The 16,533-nt window shown below is 68.4% G+C and carries 16 protein-coding genes; 11 read left to right on the top strand and 5 right to left on the bottom strand.

The window, feature by feature from the left end:
- The first annotated feature begins 3 nt into the window (after nucleotides 1-3).
- The 4 genes from ACIGHN_RS13970 to ACIGHN_RS13955 all read left to right on the top strand — a co-directional run bounded on the left by ACIGHN_RS13970 (nucleotide 4) and on the right by ACIGHN_RS13955 (nucleotide 3,932).
- Entirely contained in the window at nucleotides 4-1,128 is a 1,125-nt protein-coding gene (locus tag ACIGHN_RS13970; protein WP_056420470.1) for a YbdK family carboxylate-amine ligase, read from the top strand.
- A gap of 778 nt (nucleotides 1,129-1,906) precedes the next feature.
- Nucleotides 1,907-2,890, top strand: a complete 984-nt coding sequence (thiL, locus tag ACIGHN_RS13965) for a thiamine-phosphate kinase (RefSeq protein ID WP_396504871.1) — start codon at nucleotides 1,907-1,909, stop codon at nucleotides 2,888-2,890.
- Nucleotides 2,891-3,138: 248 nt separating this feature from the next.
- On the top strand, nucleotides 3,139-3,342 hold the full coding sequence (locus ACIGHN_RS13960) for a DUF2892 domain-containing protein (RefSeq protein ID WP_396504869.1): 204 nt from the start codon (nucleotides 3,139-3,141) through the stop codon (nucleotides 3,340-3,342).
- A 41-nt stretch (nucleotides 3,343-3,383) separates the two neighbouring features.
- Entirely contained in the window at nucleotides 3,384-3,932 is a 549-nt protein-coding gene (locus ACIGHN_RS13955) for an RNA polymerase sigma factor (protein WP_396504867.1), read from the top strand.
- 36 nt (nucleotides 3,933-3,968) lie between these two features.
- Here ACIGHN_RS13955 and ACIGHN_RS13950 read toward each other — a convergent pair whose 3' ends face one another.
- The gene (locus ACIGHN_RS13950) at nucleotides 3,969-4,943 is read right to left on the bottom strand and encodes a TRAP transporter substrate-binding protein (protein WP_396504865.1); all 975 of its coding nucleotides are present in this window, start codon (nucleotides 4,941-4,943) and stop codon (nucleotides 3,969-3,971) included.
- Nucleotides 4,944-5,361: 418 nt separating this feature from the next.
- Between ACIGHN_RS13950 and ACIGHN_RS13945 the strand changes: the two genes are divergently transcribed.
- Nucleotides 5,362-7,158: a pectate lyase gene (locus tag ACIGHN_RS13945; RefSeq protein ID WP_396504863.1), complete on the top strand. Its 1,797-nt coding sequence runs from the start codon at nucleotides 5,362-5,364 to the stop codon at nucleotides 7,156-7,158.
- 167 nt (nucleotides 7,159-7,325) lie between these two features.
- Here the strand turns inward: ACIGHN_RS13945 and ACIGHN_RS13940 are convergent, their stop codons facing one another.
- Both ACIGHN_RS13940 and ACIGHN_RS13935 read right to left on the bottom strand, forming a co-directional pair.
- Nucleotides 7,326-8,507, bottom strand: a complete 1,182-nt coding sequence (locus tag ACIGHN_RS13940) for an Acg family FMN-binding oxidoreductase (RefSeq protein WP_396504861.1) — start codon at nucleotides 8,505-8,507, stop codon at nucleotides 7,326-7,328.
- A gap of 155 nt (nucleotides 8,508-8,662) precedes the next feature.
- Entirely contained in the window at nucleotides 8,663-9,724 is a 1,062-nt protein-coding gene (locus ACIGHN_RS13935) for an NAD-dependent epimerase/dehydratase family protein (RefSeq protein WP_396504859.1), read from the bottom strand.
- 133 nt (nucleotides 9,725-9,857) lie between these two features.
- Here ACIGHN_RS13935 and ACIGHN_RS13930 point away from each other — a divergent pair, with 133 nt between their 5' ends.
- The 3 genes from ACIGHN_RS13930 to ACIGHN_RS13920 all read left to right on the top strand — a co-directional run bounded on the left by ACIGHN_RS13930 (nucleotide 9,858) and on the right by ACIGHN_RS13920 (nucleotide 11,869).
- Nucleotides 9,858-10,745 (top strand): LysR family transcriptional regulator, encoded by an 888-nt coding sequence (locus ACIGHN_RS13930; RefSeq protein ID WP_396504857.1) that lies wholly within the window; start codon nucleotides 9,858-9,860, stop codon nucleotides 10,743-10,745.
- 133 nt (nucleotides 10,746-10,878) lie between these two features.
- A complete protein-coding gene (locus tag ACIGHN_RS13925; RefSeq protein WP_156370847.1) occupies nucleotides 10,879-11,229 on the top strand; it encodes a hypothetical protein in 351 nt (116 codons plus the stop codon).
- Between the two features lie 292 nt (nucleotides 11,230-11,521).
- Nucleotides 11,522-11,869: a hypothetical protein gene (locus ACIGHN_RS13920; RefSeq protein ID WP_056172393.1), complete on the top strand. Its 348-nt coding sequence runs from the start codon at nucleotides 11,522-11,524 to the stop codon at nucleotides 11,867-11,869.
- A gap of 159 nt (nucleotides 11,870-12,028) precedes the next feature.
- On the opposite strand, the gene ACIGHN_RS13915 is transcribed toward ACIGHN_RS13920, so the two are convergent.
- Together ACIGHN_RS13915 and ACIGHN_RS13910 are read right to left on the bottom strand one after the other, a co-directional pair.
- Nucleotides 12,029-12,499 carry a hypothetical protein gene (locus tag ACIGHN_RS13915; RefSeq protein WP_396504856.1) on the bottom strand — a complete coding sequence of 157 codons (471 nt, stop codon included), beginning with the start codon at nucleotides 12,497-12,499 and terminating at the stop codon, nucleotides 12,029-12,031.
- Nucleotides 12,500-12,512: 13 nt separating this feature from the next.
- Nucleotides 12,513-13,208 (bottom strand): hypothetical protein, encoded by a 696-nt coding sequence (locus tag ACIGHN_RS13910; protein WP_200912463.1) that lies wholly within the window; start codon nucleotides 13,206-13,208, stop codon nucleotides 12,513-12,515.
- Nucleotides 13,209-13,586: 378 nt separating this feature from the next.
- Between ACIGHN_RS13910 and ACIGHN_RS13905 the strand changes: the two genes are divergently transcribed.
- From ACIGHN_RS13905 to ACIGHN_RS13895, 3 genes are all read left to right on the top strand, one after another.
- Entirely contained in the window at nucleotides 13,587-15,218 is a 1,632-nt protein-coding gene (locus tag ACIGHN_RS13905) for a DUF4139 domain-containing protein (protein WP_396505018.1), read from the top strand.
- Between the two features lie 128 nt (nucleotides 15,219-15,346).
- Complete coding sequence (locus tag ACIGHN_RS13900) at nucleotides 15,347-15,859, top strand: phosphatidylglycerophosphatase A (RefSeq protein ID WP_396504854.1); 513 nt, start codon at nucleotides 15,347-15,349, stop codon at nucleotides 15,857-15,859.
- Between the two features lie 100 nt (nucleotides 15,860-15,959).
- Entirely contained in the window at nucleotides 15,960-16,481 is a 522-nt protein-coding gene (locus tag ACIGHN_RS13895; RefSeq protein WP_396505017.1) for a CinA family protein, read from the top strand.
- Nucleotides 16,482-16,533 lie beyond the last annotated feature (52 nt).

Raw genomic sequence — 16,533 nt, 5'->3', positions numbered from 1 at the left:
CTAATGTCCCTTGAAGCCTTCAACCATTCCGAGCCCCTGACCCTGGGCGTCGAGCTGGAGCTGCAGCTCGTCAACACCAACGACTACGACCTCGCGCCCTATGCCGAGGACATGCTGCGCCTCATGCACAAGACCCCGCTGCCCGGCAGCGTGGTGCCGGAGATGACGAACAGCATGATCGAGATCTCCACCGGCATTTGCCACTCCAGCAGCGAGGTGCTGGGCCAGCTCACGCCCATCCGCGATGCGCTGGTCAAGAGCGCGGACAAGCTCAACATCGCCGTGGTGGGCGGCGGCACGCACCCGTTCCAGCAGTGGCACGAGCGGCGCATCTACGACAAGCCGCGCTTTCGCGAGCTGTCGGAGCTGTACGGCTACCTGTCCAAGCAGTTCACCATCTTCGGCCAGCACGTGCACATCGGCTGCCCCGATGCCAATGCCGCGCTGCTCATGCTGCACCGCATGTCGCGCTACATCCCGCACTTCATCGCGCTGTCGGCATCAAGCCCCTATGTGCAGGGGCAGGACACGGCGTTCGACTCCGCGCGCCTGAACTCGGTGTTCGCGTTCCCGCTCTCGGGCCGTGCGCCACTGGCGCTCACCTGGGAAGACTTCACCGTCTACTTCGACAAGATGACGCGCACCGGCGTGGTCAAGAGCATGAAGGACTTCTACTGGGACATCCGTCCCAAGCCCGAGTTCGGCACCATCGAGATCCGCGTGTTCGACACGCCGCTGACCATCGAGCGCGCCGCGGCGCTCGCGGGCTACGTGCAGTCGCTGGGCGCCTGGTTCCTGGCGGACCAGCCCTTCATGCCCACCGAAGACGACTACCTCGTCTACACCTACAACCGCTTCCAGGCCTGCCGCTTCGGCATGGACGCGGTGTATGTGGACCCGGCCACCGGCGACCACATGCCGCTGCGCGAGCACATCCTCAAGACCATGGACAAGATCGCCGGCCACGCGGCCGTGCAGGGCTCATCGAGCGCCATGCACATGCTGCGCACCGAGGTCGAGGCCGGGCAAAACGATGCGCGCTGGCTGCGCGAGCGCCAGCGTGAAGAACAGTTGCTGGCCGAAGTCAGCCGCCAGGCGGCGCAGCGCTTTCGCGGCGCGCTGGCCTGACGCGCCCCCCTTACGCAGACGGCGTGGCGGGCAGGCGGCGCCTGCCGGTCACACCGCGCGCGCCGTGCGCTACGGCGCAGAGGGCAGCGGCTCCGCCGCCAGGCGAATCTCGACGATCTGGCCGAAGAAGCCGTCGGCGCGCCGCCAGCTCCACGAGCCCGCACCGCCCTCCACTGCATGGTGGCCCCGGCCGTGGCGATGCGATGCCCGACGCGTCCGCGCTGTTGCGAAGCACGGGTACACCCTCCCCATACATCGTCGTCTCGCCCTTCGCGGGGTTGCCGACGACGGCCACGTGGACCCAGCGGTCCACAAGAAGATCGCTCCCGACCAGCTGGCCTGCGGCGCACGGGCGCCGGCAAGCTGCGGGGCTTGTGCACCCCACCCACGGAGAGGACGACAGCACGTCGATGGTGTTGTGGGCCAGGTCGAACCCCTTCAGCCGCATCTGGCCGTTGCCGCCCTGGCAGGCCATTTGGTAGTCCACCGCCATTTCCTAGACCGCATTCCCGAAGTCGTTGGTCTTCGTGAGGCGCGCTGCTCCGTGGTGGTGGCCGCAGAATGGGTGGAACGGCCATTGCGATCTGAAATCATGATCTTTTGCCGGTGTGAGGTGGTGCCAATGCCAAGGACGTGAAGCCAGCGCATGCGTGGCAGAGCGCAGCGCAGCGGAGCGGAGCGCGTGCTGCGGCACCTCAGGAAGCCGGCATGACCCATCCGTGACAATCCTCTGGCCACACGGCCGGCGCCCAAAAAAATCAGGGACTTGTGCTTTTCCATGAATGAATTCGAACTGATTCACCGCTACTTCACCCGCGCTGCCAGGCCCGATGGTGCTGCCGTGCTGGGCGTGGGCGACGACTGCGCGCTGCTGGCACCCGCTCCCGGCATGCAGCTGGCCATCTCCAGCGACATGCTGGTGGAGGGCCGCCACTTCTTCGCCGACGTGGACCCCGAGGCGCTGGGCCACAAGGCGCTGGCGGTGAACCTGTCGGACCTGGCGGCCTGCGGCGCGCGGCCGTTGGCCTTCACGCTGGCGCTGTCGCTGCCGCGCGTGGACGAAAGCTGGCTGGCCGGCTTTGCGCGCGGGATGTGGCAACTGGCCGATGCGCACGGCTGCGAGCTGGTGGGCGGCGACACCACGCAGGGGCCGCTCAACATCTGCATCACCGTGTTCGGCGAGGTCCCTCCGCGCCAGGCCCTGCTGCGCAGCGGCGCACGGCCCGGCGACGACCTCTATGTGAGCGGCACGCTGGGCGATGCACGGCTGGCGCTGGAGGCGCTGTTGGGCCACACCACGCTGCCCGCCGAGGTGCTGGCCCGCGCCCGCCAGCGGCTGGAGCGCCCCACACCACGCGTGGCCCTGGGCCTGCAACTGCGCGGCATTGCCAGCAGCGCCATGGACCTGAGCGACGGGCTCGTGGGCGACGTGTCGCACATCCTCAAGGCCTCCGGCGTGGGCGTGGTGATCGATGTGGACGTCACTACTGATTTGATAGCTGCTGGCGCCCATCCATCCAGCGGTAGCGGCATTTTTGATGCTGAAATCTTGCGCCGCTGCACCTTGTCGGGCGGCGACGACTACGAGCTGGCCTTCACCGCGCCGCCTGCGCAACGCAACGCCGTGGCGGCTGCCGCCGCGGCCAGCGGTACACCCGTGACCCGCATCGGCACCGTGGTGGCCGAGCCGGGCCTGCGCCTGGTGGACGGCCAGGGGCAGCCGGTGGAGAACCGGTACGCCTCGTTCGATCACTTCGGGTAAGGGGCGTGGCAGCTGCAGGCCGGCCAAGAAGGATCAAGAAGGATCAAGAAGGATCAAGAAGGATCAAGAAGGATCAAGGCGGGTCAGGCGGGTCAGGCGGGTCAAGCAACCCAGTACGGACACGAAAAATATTTGCCAGCGCATGAATCCTTGGCCGGATCCGGCGGCTCTTGGTGGGGGAGGCGCGCAGTGAGTGCGCCTCGCTGTCCCTTCTCATCCATCCCACCGATTCCCAGGAGTTTTTCACCATGCTGTACCGCAAGAACATCACCCGCCCCGAAAGCCTGCTGCGCATTGCCGGCGGCATCGCCCTCGTCGCCGTCGGCCTGTGGTGGCAAGGCGCATCGCCCCTGGGCCTGGTGCTGGCCGCATCGGGGGTGGGCAGCGTGCTGAGCGGCGCCTTCGGCTACTGCCCCGCCTGCGCACTGGTGGGCCGCAAGCCGGTGGAGTGAACTGACGCCCCCTGAGTCGCTTCCAACGGAGAATCCCATCCATGCCACGCCCCACCCTCGCCCAACTGCTGCCCGCCGCCCGCGATGGCGACGCGCGGGCCATGGAGCAACTGCTGGCGCTGGCGCGTCCGGACATCCGCCGCTACGCGCTGCGCCACTGCGCCGCCACCACGGCCACCGACGACGTGGTGCAGGAGGCGCTGATCATCGTGTACCGCCGCGTCGGCGCGCTGCGCGAGGTGGCGGCTTTTGGCGGGTGGGTGGTGCGCATCGTGCAGCGGCTGTGCATGCGACCGGTGCTGGGCTGGCTCAAGGGCGAGCCGCTCGCGCAGGTCGAAGACAACCTGGCCTGGTCGCACAGGCCCGACCACGAACTGCGCCACGACCTGGCCCTGGCCATCGACTCGCTGCCGCCCATCTACCGCGATGCGCTGCTGATGCGCGACTTCGAGGAACTGACCATCGAAGAGATGGCGGAGCGCCTGGGCACCACGCGCGAGGCGGCCAAGAGCCGGCTGCACCGCGCAAGGACCCTGGTGCGCGAGTACCTGGTGCCCTCTGGCACCACTGGCAGCGCCGTCACGCCGTGAGGAGCACCGCAGCGGCAGCGATCACGGAATGCCGCGCTACTTCGCAATGATGGTCAGCAGCTCTTCCCGCGTGGTCGGGTCGGCCATGTATTTGTTGTAGAGCGGCGCCATGCGCCGCACGAAGGGCGAGACGTCCTTCACGCGCACGAACTGGGAGCCCTGTTTGGCCGTGGTCTCCAGCGCCTGCGCCACGCGCTTGTTCCACAGCTCGCGCATCAGCAGGGCCGACTGGACACCCGCGTCGGCAAAGGCCTTGCGGTCTTCGGCCGAGAGCTTGGCCCACAGCGCGGCGGACACCACCAGCGCCTCGGGCGAGATCACGTGGTTGGTCACGTAGACGTTCTTGGCCAGCTTGTGGTGCCCCGTGGATTCGTACGAGGGCATGTTGTTCTCGGCGCAGTCGATGCTGCCTTTCTCGAAGCCGCCCAGCACTTCCTTGAAGGGCAGCGCCACGGGCTTGGCGTCCAGCAGCCGGATCATCTCGGTGAAGATCTCCGACTGCTGCACGCGGATGGACGCGCCCGCCAGGTCGCGGATGGTGGCGGGCGAGCGGTTGGCGCAGTAGAACGATCGCCCCCCGCCGTCGTACCAGCCCAGCACCACGAAGCCGGCCGACTGCAGGTTGGCGGCAAAGCGCTGGCCCAGGGCACCATCCAGGTGACGGAACATGTGGGCCGAGTCGGTGAAGAGGAACGGCAGGTTCAGCACCTTGATGCCGGGCACCGCGTCCGACAGCGGGCCCGAGCTGAACTCGGCGATGTCGATCTCGCCGCTCTTGAGCATCTGGACCGCTTTGGGTTGGTCGCCCAGCGTGGCGTTGGAAAACACCTCGATCTGGAAGCGGCCCTGCGTGGCCTTGCCCACCTGCTGCGCGAAGCTTTTCATGGCCTCGGTGACGGGGTAGCCGTCAGGGTGAATGTTCCAAGCGCGCAGCTTCGTCTGCCCCCACGCCGCACCCGCGCACAGCAATGCTGCCGCCACCAGACAACCGGCTTTCCATCTCTTGACCATGCTTGTCCCCCATCCTGTTGTTCTGTGTGCATTGTTAACGTAATCATCTGACGTCATACAAATAATCACAAATTTTTAGTGTTTTGATAGCGCGGCGTCAGCACGTTCTGCGGCGCACTGTGCGTCGCGGAAGCGGACCGTCGAAAATCCCGCGAACCTGAGATTCCATGCGGATTTCAAGGCATACGCGCTCGCACCCACCTCGTTCTCGCGCCCGATTCTGCAGCGACCAGTGCCACAGGCCGATTGGGGTTAACGCCAGTCGCAGCAGGAAATCCCGCGCCCAGAATTCGCGCCAAGCTGTACGACGTCATCTGTCATGGTGCCGTATGGCCTGGGGCCGGGCCACCGGGGCGGCAGCCGGTGCACCCGCTTCGGCCCCTTTCAGACCCACTGCCATCCAACGAGGAGACATTCCATGCTGACCATGAAGCGCAGAGACTTCACCCTGAGTGCCCTGGCCCCCCTGCTGCTGAGCGCCTGCGGCGGCGGCAGCGACGACCCCGCGCCCACCTTTCCGCCCGGCCCCAAGGCCGACGCTGCCGACGCCCTGAAGCGGGCCACGCACTACATGGACGACACCGTGTCCTACCAGGGCGGCTACGTGTGGTCGTACTCGCCGGACCTGAAGCAGACCTTCGGCGAGATGGAGGCCTACCGCACCATGTGCTGGATCCAGCCACCGGGCACGCCGTCGGTGGGCCATGTGTACCTGGACGCCTACCACGCGACCGGCGACGAGCGCCACTGGCGCGCGGCCGAGCGCACCGCCACGGCCATCATGGCCGCGCAGCACAGCTCGGGCGGGTGGAACTACATCCACGACTTCGCGGGCGAGGCGTCGCTGAAAAAGTGGTACGACACCATCGGCAAGAACGGCTGGCGGCTCGAAGAGTTCCAGCACTACTACGGCAACGCCACGTTCGACGATGCGGGCACGGCCGTGGCATCGCAGTTCCTGCTGCGCATGTACCTCGAAAAGCGCGACGCCCGCTACCTGCCCGCCGTGCAAAAGGCGATCGACTTCGTGCTCAACGCGCAGTTCGGCCCCGAGTACGGCGTGGCCAATGGCGGCTGGCCGCAGCGGTTCCCGCACTTCCCCGGGGCGATCAGCAGCATGCCGCTGCCCAACGCGTCGCAGCTGCCCGCCGGTGCCAAGGCCGGCATGGACGACGGCGACTACACACTGCACGTGACCTTCAACGACGACGTGATGGGCGAGAACATCAAGTTCCTCACCCTGTGCGTGATGGCGCTGGGCGAGACGCGCCTGCTGCCCAGCATCACCCGCGCGATGGAATGCATGCGCCTGATGCAGCAGCCCGGCCAGCAGGCGGGCTGGGGGCTGCAGCACCTGTCGCGCGCCAAGGACGGCCGCCCCGCCGGGTCGCCGGCCGGTGCCCGCAGCTACGAGCCCCGGTCGCTGGCCACGCACACCACGCAGACCAACATCCGCCAGATGTTCAACTACTTCCAGCTCACTGGCGACCGCAAGTACCTGGCGCGCCTGCCCGAGGCGATCGCCTGGCTCAAGAGCTGCCCGCTGCCGGCCGACGCCGCCACGGTGAACCCGCTGCTGGGCGGCGGCCGCACGCACCCCACGTTTGTCGAGCTGGGCACCAACGACGGCCTGTACGTGCACCGCTACGGCTCCAACATCCACAACGGCGCCTACTACTACGACAAGAACTACACCAACACCGTGAGCCACTACTCGGCCGGCCGTCCCATCGACATCGCGGGGCTGGAGGCCACGTACGCCAAGCTCAGCGGCATGACGGACGCGGCCGTGGCCGAGATGGCCGCGCGCTCGCCGCTGAAGGTGGCGGGCGGCGGCAAGGCGCTGCCCAAATACTTCTCGATCCGCGAGGTGGACTTTCCGGACCTGTTCACCGGTGCAGTGATGGCCACGCCCGCAGTGCCCGAATCCGAAGTCGCCACGCTGCTGACCGAGCTGGGCACGCGCAACTACTGGACATCGCCCGTGCCCGAAGTGGTGAACCCCTACCAGGGCGACGGCCCCACCGCGCCGTACACCGGCACGGCCCACCGCAGCAAGCACGTGGGCGATGTGTACGACACCTCGCCCTACCCGGCCGACAACCCGCCCGAAGTGCCGCCGTACGTGAAGAAGGACAAGCCCCAGTTCATCGTCACGGCCGAATGGATACGGCGCATGGGGCGGCTGATTGCGTTCGTGGCGCCCGTGGCTTGATTCCGATGGTCTCGATGGGCGGGTAGAACCTCACCCGTTCACGCTGAGCCTGTCGAAGCGCTGCACCAGGCTTCGACAGGCTCAGCCCGAACGGCTCTGTGGCATTGGAGCGCCGATTCTGGTCAACTCCCGGCGCCTGAAACCCGCTCCGCCCCAACCGGCCCGCTTCACGCCTGCACGAACTGACCCAAGGGCCGGCGCGGCGTGGCAGGCACCTCGTCCTGCGGGTAGCCAATGCGGCAGAACATCTGCACGGTGGCATCCTCAGGCGCGCGCGGCGCGGAGCGCCCCAGCACCAACTGGTGCACGCGCTCGTAATGCGGCGCCATCTCGGCAAACTCTTGCAGCGCCTGGCTCATGGGGTGCATGCCCACGCCCAGCGCGGTGGCCTGCAGCTGCAGCCGCACATAGGCCCGGCCCGCATCGACCTGGTCCGCGCGCGTGTTGCCGCCGGTGATCCACACAAAGCCCATCGCCGTGCGGCTGTGGCCCTCGAAGCGGCCCATCGCGCTCTTGTACGCGGCGCTGCCCTCGGCGGGTGGCGCGGACCGGTCGAACATGCCCAGCGCCGACACTGCACGCACGAACGGCGAGTTGAGCGAGATGCCGTCGCGGTGGCGCAGGATCTCGGCCGGTCCGACGCGTGTGAGGTGGATGCTCTCCATCATCGTGCGCGGCGTGAGCAGCTCCACCTGCGCGGACTGCCAGCACAGCGTGCGCAGCGGCTCCAGGCGCGCAGCGTCGACCGTGCCACCCACCTGCAGCCCTGCTGCGGGCCGCTGGCTGGACAGCAGCGCGGCCAGCACGTCGGGCGCCACGGGGCGGGCCATGTCGAAGTCGCTCTTGGGCGTGTGTCGCTGCAGCACCTGGGCAAACAGCGCATCGGGCTGGCCCGCAGGCTTCAAGGTGACACGCGCCACAGGCCGATCATCCCAGTCCGCCAACGCCGCAGGCAGCGGGCCCTGCGGCCACAGCAGCACGTCGCTGCCCACGCCCTGCTGCGCCAGGGCCAGCACCAGCAGCTCCAGAAAGGCGCCGTGGCCGATGAGGATCTGCCGGCCCAGGGGGTCGGTGTGCGGCAGCACGCGTTCGCGGTCGGTGCGCAGGGTGATCACGCCGTCTTCGCGCAGGTCCACCACCCAGGGCTGCAGGTTGTGCGGGTTGGGCGCGGTGATGGCGTAGGCCACGGCGCGGCGGCGCACCTCGGTCTCGCCCACCGGGCCTTGCCACGCCTCCACGGCTTCGGCGGGGTAGTGCGGGCTGGCCACGCCACAGGCGGCCAGGGTGCCGGCCGTGGCGGCGACGACGGTGCCACCGCCTGCCAGGCGGATGAAATTGCGACGGTTCATGGCGGGTCCTTCTGGCACTGTGGGCCGGTGGGTGGGTGTCAAAAAAAAGCGGTGAAGACAAGGTGGTGAGGCCAGGCGCGCGCGCCAGCTCGCCACGACCGCGGGCGGGTTGGGTGTGGCGGTGCAGCGGTGACAGGCCCGTGGGCGCCGCGCCTTCAGGCCAGCGCGGCGCGCGGGGCGGGCGCAGCACCCAGCGCCAGGTCGTTCAGCGCCTGGCGCGCCGCCTGCTCGAACGGCGTGTGGGGCTCCTCGCCGATCAGCGCACGCAGGCGGGAGTTGTCCAGCCGGTGGGGCTGGTGGCGCAGGTAACGCATGGCGGCCAGCGACGCGAGCATGGGCATGAACACACCCGCCACGCGCAGCAGCGTCCAGTTCAGCCGCTTCACGCGCAGCGTGCCGGCATCGGGCAGCCAGCCGCGCTCTGCGGCCAAGGTGGAGAGGCTGTGCAGCCAGGGCTGCGCGCTCACGGTGTGGCCCTGGAAATGCAGGCAGTCGAACGCGGCCAGCCGGTGGCGTTCGTCGGCGACGCGCACCAAGGTGGCCGCCAGGTCGGGCAGGTACGCCCAGGGCGTGGCCACGTTCAGCGGGCCGGGCCAGGTGACGCGGCCCCGGTGCAGGTCCTTGGCGATGGACTGGTCGAGCCAGCCACTGGCGCCGCTGCCGAAGAAGTCGCCCGCGCGCACCACCACCGCCCGCATGCGCCCGCCCAGCGTAGCGGCGGTCAGGCGCTGCTCCATCGCCACGCGCACCAGCCCCTTGCCGCCAGCGGCCGCCTGGGGCGTGTCTTCGCGCAGCACGGCGGGCATGCCCTCGCCGAAGTTGTAGACGTTGCCCGGCAGCATGAGCGTGGCGCCGAGCTGCTGCGTAACGTCGATGGCAGCGTCCAGCAAGCCGAGCGCCTCCAGGCGCCATGCCTTGTCCGTGTACGCAGGGCTGATCGCATGCACCACCACCTGTGCGCCGCGCGCCTGGCGCAACAGCTCCGCCGTGTCATGCACCGCCACCGGCATCCACCACACACCGCCCATGGCGGGCAGCGCGTGGCCGCCCGCAGCGGGCCGCACCTGCGCCAGCACCTGCCAGCCGGCCTGGGCAAAGGCCCGTGCGGCAGCCAGCCCCAGGCGGCCGCGCGCGCCCAGGATCAACACCGTGGGCTGAGCGGCTGGTGCTGCCTGTGGTGCGGCAGGAGCGAAGGGAGTGTTGAGCGGTGCGGTCATCGGAATCTCCACGGCGGGAAAGGAATGGACCGATTGTGAAAACGCACCGACAACCACACAATTGCCTAACCATCCATACCAGCAATTCATTTTTGAATAGCTAAACACCGCCGAACCGGAGCACGCTACCGCCATGAATCAGACCTTCGACTGGAGCCTGGTGCAGTCCTTCCTGGCCGCGCTGGACCAAGGCAGCCTGCTGGGCGCGGCCCGTGTCCTGAACGCCAGCCAGCCCACCATCGGCCGCCACATCGCCGAGCTGGAATCACAGCTGGGCGTGGTGCTGTTCGAGCGCACCGGCCGCGGCCTGCTGCCCACCGCCACGGCGCTGCAGCTGGCCGAATCGGCCCACGCCATGGAGGCAGGCGCCCATCAACTGGCGCGCAGCGTGTCGGGCGCCGAGGCCGGCGTGAGCGGCACCGTGCGCATCACCGCCAGCCAGCCCGTGGCCTGCGTGCTGCTGCCGCCGGTGCTCGCGCGCATGCGGCAGGCGCTGCCTGAGGTGCAGGTGGAACTGGTGTCCAGCAACGAGGTCACCAACCTGCTGCGCCGCGAAGCCGACATCGCCCTGCGCATGGTCCGCCCCGACCAGGCCAGCCTGGTGGCCAAGCGCATCGGCGCCGTAAAGCTGGGCGCATATGCCCACCGCGACTACCTGCGCCGCAAAGGCACACCGCGCCAGCCGTCAGACCTGCTGCAGCACGAGCTGATCGGCAACGACCGCCACGAGGACATCCAGCAAGGTTTTGCCGCCATGGGCTACCCGGTGGACCGCCAGCGCTTTGCCTTCCGCACCGACGACCTGATCGCCTGCTGGGAGGCCGTGCGCGCTGGTTTGGGCGTGGGCTTTGTGGGCGACTACATGGCCCGCACCGACCCCGACGTCGTGCCCGTGCTGCCCATGCTGCCTCTGCCCGAACTGCCCATCTGGCTCACGGTGCACCGCGAGATCCGCACGAGCCGCAGGATTCGCGCGGTGTACGACTTTTTGGCGCGGGAGGTGCCGCAGGCGTTGGGGTGAAGGTGGTGGGGGAGGGCGTTGGGTGTGTAGAAACGGGGGAAACGGTGGAAGGGTAGCTGATGACAGAATACGGCCAAAAGCGGGCACCGAAATAAACATCACGACGACAGCCCCACTAGAAGACTCCAACTCTATGAAACTTCCATCGATTGCTCGTATTGCAATGGCTGACGTCCTGCGTGACGGAGGCTCTTACTTCCTGCTGCTCGAAGGAAAAGGAGGCCAAACCTTCACTCTCAGGTTGCCAGTAAAGCTAAGCGAGTTGGGGGTACGGACCGCATACGGAACTCCCTCGTTTTCCGAGCAGGCTACAGGTAAGTCTGACTCGTTGAATTGGAATGATGCGGCTTATCTGGCTCGAATGCTGGAGGAGATTTGCAGGGGGGAAATCGCCGAAGGAGGCATACGACGCGCCAATGAATGCATTGCACTGCTCGCCGGGGCTGGTTCATTGAGCGCTCTGCCGACAGATGCAGGGCATTAATTTCGCGCCAGCCAAGCGCCCGGTCTGAGCGGCTGCTTTGAGCCCTAAGCAGCCGGTGGACGAAACGACCCCAAAGCTGCCGTTGACTGTTTGCTTGCCCTCCAAACCGCGCTGCCTCACTGTCCGGTGCCTGCCTACTGGCAAGCTATAGTCAGGCGCTGCTATTGCCCAATCTGCAAAGAGTCGTAGGCGCCGCACGAGTCACCGACTCTGTGGTGAAAACGCCTAACCCCGCGTTCGAGTCGACCTCTGCGAAAAGCCGCGCAGGCACCTCAACTCCACGTTATGCCCCATGAACGAGGCCCCCTTGGACATCAAAGCGCTACTCACTTCCGCTGAAGAGGTGTTCCTCGAAGAGACAGGTTGGCTGGACGACTGCTCTCCTGAGGAACTCGAACGGACATACACCGACTTCGCAAGCCGTTTTCGTACATGGCGGGCGAGACTGGCGGAGAGCCTTGGCCCGCCCAGCGTTACCCGTGAGCGTGCGCCCGATCTGGCTGAGGAGCTCTACTTCGAGGCCTTTGAATTGGCGGCTTGGCCAAAGGACCACGGGTACTTGGTCCTCGCCTGCGGCCAGCACGATCGGGAGTCCCCGATTTTCGTCTCATTTGGCTACAGGGAGCCAAATGGTGCATGATTTCACATGGAGTGTCCGCTTTCGTACGCCGCCACAGACCGCTCCTGGCCGATAGCCGTCCGAGTACCAACCGCTCCAACGCCCCAGCTCCTGTCATCTCGAATCTGGCCTATGAAGGTGTGACAGCCTCTAGCTTGCGCCTGCCACATGGCAAGCACCCTACTCCCCCTCCCGCTTCGGATTCCCCCGCACCACGAAGTGCCGCGAGAACCCCACGGGCCGACTCACACCGGTCGGCTCCGACCACAGCGGAACCCGAAAGCCAGACTCCGCCAGCACCTGCACGCTCCAGTCGGTATCGCCAATGAAACGAAACCGCAGCGTGTCAGGCTCGGGCGACGGGAGCAGCGAGAACGAGCCCGTGGAATACATCGCCCCCACCGTTGCAGTGTCGATGCACTGCAGGTCCGCATCGAGCAGGTGGATGTGCAGAAATTCTTCCGCCGGGATGTCGTCGGTCGTCAGCAGCAGCGTAAAACCTTGCCATTGCGCAGCCGTCTCCAGCACCGCGCCGGGCACGTGGCGGCCGGTGGGCTGGCCGTTGCGCAGGATGTGGCAGTGGGCGGGTGCGTCGTCGGGGCGGCCTGCCAGGCGCTCGACCGACAGCTCTTGGAGTGTGAGCAGGTGCATGGGCGCTGCGTCCTTACCAGAAGTAGTCCACGCCGAAGGCCGCCAGCGCGCCGCCGACAAAAGCCCCGACGGTGACGCACACAGGCGCCCCGGGGCCGCAGGCCAGGCCGGCCAGGGCGCCGCCGGCGATGCCGCCGCCAATGCCGGCGCCGGTGACAGCCACTTCGCGGCGGGCGGCGCCGGCCTTGTCTTCGGCCTTGGCGATGGAATACACGGACAGGGCGATCGACAGCACCAGCAGGCCCCGCCCTGCGCGCGAGAGGTTGCGCATGGTGGCGGTCACGCGCGGGTTCGACGTGCCGGCGGATTTGACGATCTCGGCATACACCGCGTTCTGCTGGGTGGTGGAGAGCCGGCCGAAGTCCGCACCGGCGCCGTGCAGTTGCTGCGTCTTGCGCGCGATGAGTTCGTTGAGCGTCTTGCCTTCGCGCTTGAGCCGCTCGGCCATCGCGCGGCCCACCGGGGTGCTGCGGCCGCGAATGACTTCCATGATGGCGTTGCGGGCCTCCTGCGCCTGCTGGGCGGCCTGCGCCCAGGTCATGCGCCCGCTGCTCACCTGCCCGCGCAGTTCGTTGGCCATCGCCTGGATCTGCATCGAATACGCCTGGCGCGCGGTGGCGTCGATGGTCAGGTGCGTGCCGGCGTTGGCGATCTCGAACTCCAGCGCCCGGATCGCGGAGTCAAAGGCGGTCTTGTCGTTGTCCTGCACTCGGTGCTCCTCGTGGTTGGTTGGATGGATGGATGGATGGTTGGATCGTGCGGCGATGGCGGCCAGGCCGAGCCCTGCGCGGCGTGCGCTGGCAGGCGGCAGGCGGCCCCCTGGCGTTTTAAACGGAGCGGGCGAACATGCCCCTAGGGCACTCCCCGAAAATCGTTACAAGAAGTGGCTGCAGCGACGGCGCCAACCCCCTGAATCCACCGCTGCCTGCCGCCCCGGGCCTGCTAGCATCCGGCACCCGATCCACACCCCTTCGAGGAGCCTGCGATGCCCAGCCCCACCGCGTTGCGCCCACGCGCTTTTGTCGTCCACCGCGCGTGGTGGATGGCCTGCATCGTCAGCGGGGTGGGCGCGCTGCCCTTCGTCGCCATGGCGCAGGACGCGCCACGCCCCGCGACCGGCGACACATCACGCATCGCCCGCGTCACCGTGTACCCCGGCAGCGCCACCGTGGAGCGCGTGGCCCGCGTGCCAGCCGGCGCGCGCAGCCTGACCATTGGCTGCCTGCCCGCATCCATCGACGCGCAGAGCCTGCAGATCAGCGCCGACGCCGCCGTGCGCGTGGGCGAGTTCAACGTGCTGACCGAAGACCGCGATGTGGCCGCCGCCTGCGCGAGCCCGCTGGACGGCCGCATCCGCGAGCTGGAGGACCAGATCGCCGGGGTGAGGGCCGAGGCCTCGGCGCTGCAGTTGGTGGACGGCTACCTGCGCGGCGTGGCCGGCGTGGGTGGTGCGGTCACGGGCGACGACGCCACGGCAGCGGCCACCACGGCGACCGCCACCAACACCCGCATCGCCAGCCCCACGCCCGCCCAGATCACGGCCACGGCCGAAGTGCTGCGCAAGTCCGGGCAGGACGCGTTTGCACGCACGCACCAGCTCAAGCGCAAGCAAGAGGCGCTCGAACTCGCCTTGAAGCCCCTGGTGGCCGAGCGCGACCGCGTGGCCAGCCAGCGCGCACGCGTGGTCTCCGTGAGCATCAACCTGGCGGCCGAGCGCGACGCCGAGCTGCGCCTGTCCTACCAGGTGCGCGGCCCGGGCTGGCAGCCCACGTACCGCGCCACGCTGGATGGCGCCAAGTCCACCGTGCTGCTGGAGCGCCAGGCGCTGGTGGCGCAAAACAGCGGCGAGGACTGGACGGGCGTGCAGCTCACGCTGTCCACCGGCCAGCCCGGCCGCGCCACGCAGGGCCGCCTGCCGCGCGCCTGGACGCTGGATGTGGCACCACCGCCGCAGCCCGTGGGTACTGTGGCGCCCGTCATGGCGATGGCTGCGCCCGCGCCACCAGCGGCTCCTGCGCCCCTGGCTCGCGCGCGCATGGCCGAAGACGCCATGCCCAGCTTCGACGTGAGCTCCATCGACAAGGGCTTTGCCACCGAGTTCGCCGTGCCGCAGCGCATCACCGTGCCGTCCAGCGGCCAGCGCGTGACGCTGGCACTGGGCAGCCAGACGGCCCCCGCCACGCTGATCACGCGCACGGCACCCGCGGTGGAAGAAGCCGCCTACCTCGTCGCACAGATGGCGCAGCCTGCGGGCGTGTGGCCGGCGGGCACGGTGGGGCTGTACCGCGACGGCGCCTTCGTAGGCACCGGGCGCATCGACTTCGCGGCGGCCAGCGCGGGCGCGCCTGCGGGCAGCACCAGCCTGTCGTTCGGCCGCGATGAGCTGGTCACCGTGCGCGCCGAGGCGGTGCAGGACCTGACCGGCAGCACGGGCTTTACCGGCTCGCGCACCGAGCGCAAGACGCGCCGCGCCTACAGCGTGGACAACCGCCACAAGACCGCCATCACGCTGCAGGTGCTGCACGCGGCGCCGGTCTCGCGCAACGAGAAGATCGAGGTCGAGTCGCGCTACCAGCCCCAGCCCGCCGACCTGGCGTGGGACCGCACGCCCGGCACCGTGGCCTGGCAGCAGAGCCTGGCGGCAGGCGCCACGGCGCAGTTCAGCGCCGAGCACACTATCCGCTACCCCAAGGACGTCCAGCTCCAGGAACGGCAGTAACGCGGCGGATGCGGCAACCCCGAGGCTGCCGCAGCGTGACCCACCCACCGGGGCGCACCGGCGCCGCTAGGTGACAATCCAAGGGCAGGCACCATGACGGGCCTGCCCTTTCTTTTCTTGCTGCCGACATGCCCTCCGCCCCAGACGCCCTGCGCCCCACCGTGCGCTTTTTGCTTGCCCACCCGGCCCACTTCGTCGCGCTCGGCTTTGGCGCGGGCCTCTCGCGCAAGGCGCCGGGCACCGTGGGCACGCTGTGGGCGTGGCTCGCCTACCTGGTGCTGCAGCAGTGGATGACGCCCTGGCGCATGGGCCTGCTCATCGCCGGGGGCACGCTGGTGGGCTGGTGGGCCTGTACCACCGCCGCGCGCCACCTGCGCGTGGCCGACCCCGGCAGCATCGTGTGGGACGAGATCGTTGCCTTCTGGCTGGTGCTGTGGCTGGCCATGCCCATGGGGTTCTGGGGCCAGCTCACGGCGTTTGCGCTGTTCCGCTTCTTCGACGCGGCCAAGCCCGGGCCCGTGGGCTGGGCCGACGGCCTGTTCAAAGGCTTTGGCTGGCGCGGCGGCTGGGGCATTTTGTTCGACGACTTCGTGGCGGCGTTTTGCACGCTGCTGGTCATTGCGCTGTGGCGCTTCTGGTAGGCCGCTGCGCGGGGCCCGCCGGCCCTGCACCTGTACCGCGCCGCCAGTTTGTGGCAGCCTAGTGGACTTGCCGACAGGCGCTGCGGAGACTCCGATGACCATGACGTCACTATCAAAAAGTGAGCTGATAGCGCTTGACAGTACAGCGCTGGATGCCAATTTGACGCAGATTTCGCTGCGCCTGCTGCAGCACCGCCACATGCTGGCCACGGCCGAGAGCTGCACCGGCGGCATGATCGCCGCGGCCTGCACGGACCTGGCGGGCTCCAGCCAATGGTTCGAGCGCGGCTTCGTCACCTACTCCAACGCCGCCAAGACCGACATGCTGGGCGTGCCCGCCGCGCTCATCGAGCAGCACGGCGCAGTGAGCGAAGCCGTGGCGCGCGCCATGGCCGACGGCGCGCTCACCCACTCGCAGGCCCAGGTCAGCCTGGCGGTCACCGGCGTGGCCGGCCCCACGGGCGGCAGCGACGACAAGCCGGTGGGCACCGTGTGGTTCGCCTGGTGCGTGGGCGGCGAGACGCACAGCGAGATGCAGCACTTTGCAGGCGACCGCGGCACCGTGCGGGCGGCCACGCTGCGCTATGCGCTGCAGCGGCTGCTGGGGTGGTTGCCAGCGTGACCGCGCCAGTGATCACGATGCACTGACCACCTCGGCGCCTGCCAGGCTCGCC

Source organism: Acidovorax sp. NPDC077693 (genome assembly GCF_044542805.1).
Lineage (GTDB): Bacteria > Pseudomonadota > Gammaproteobacteria > Burkholderiales > Burkholderiaceae_C > Acidovorax.
The sequence above is the reverse complement of the archived record's forward strand: the minus strand, read 5'-3'. Positions and strand labels throughout refer to the sequence as shown.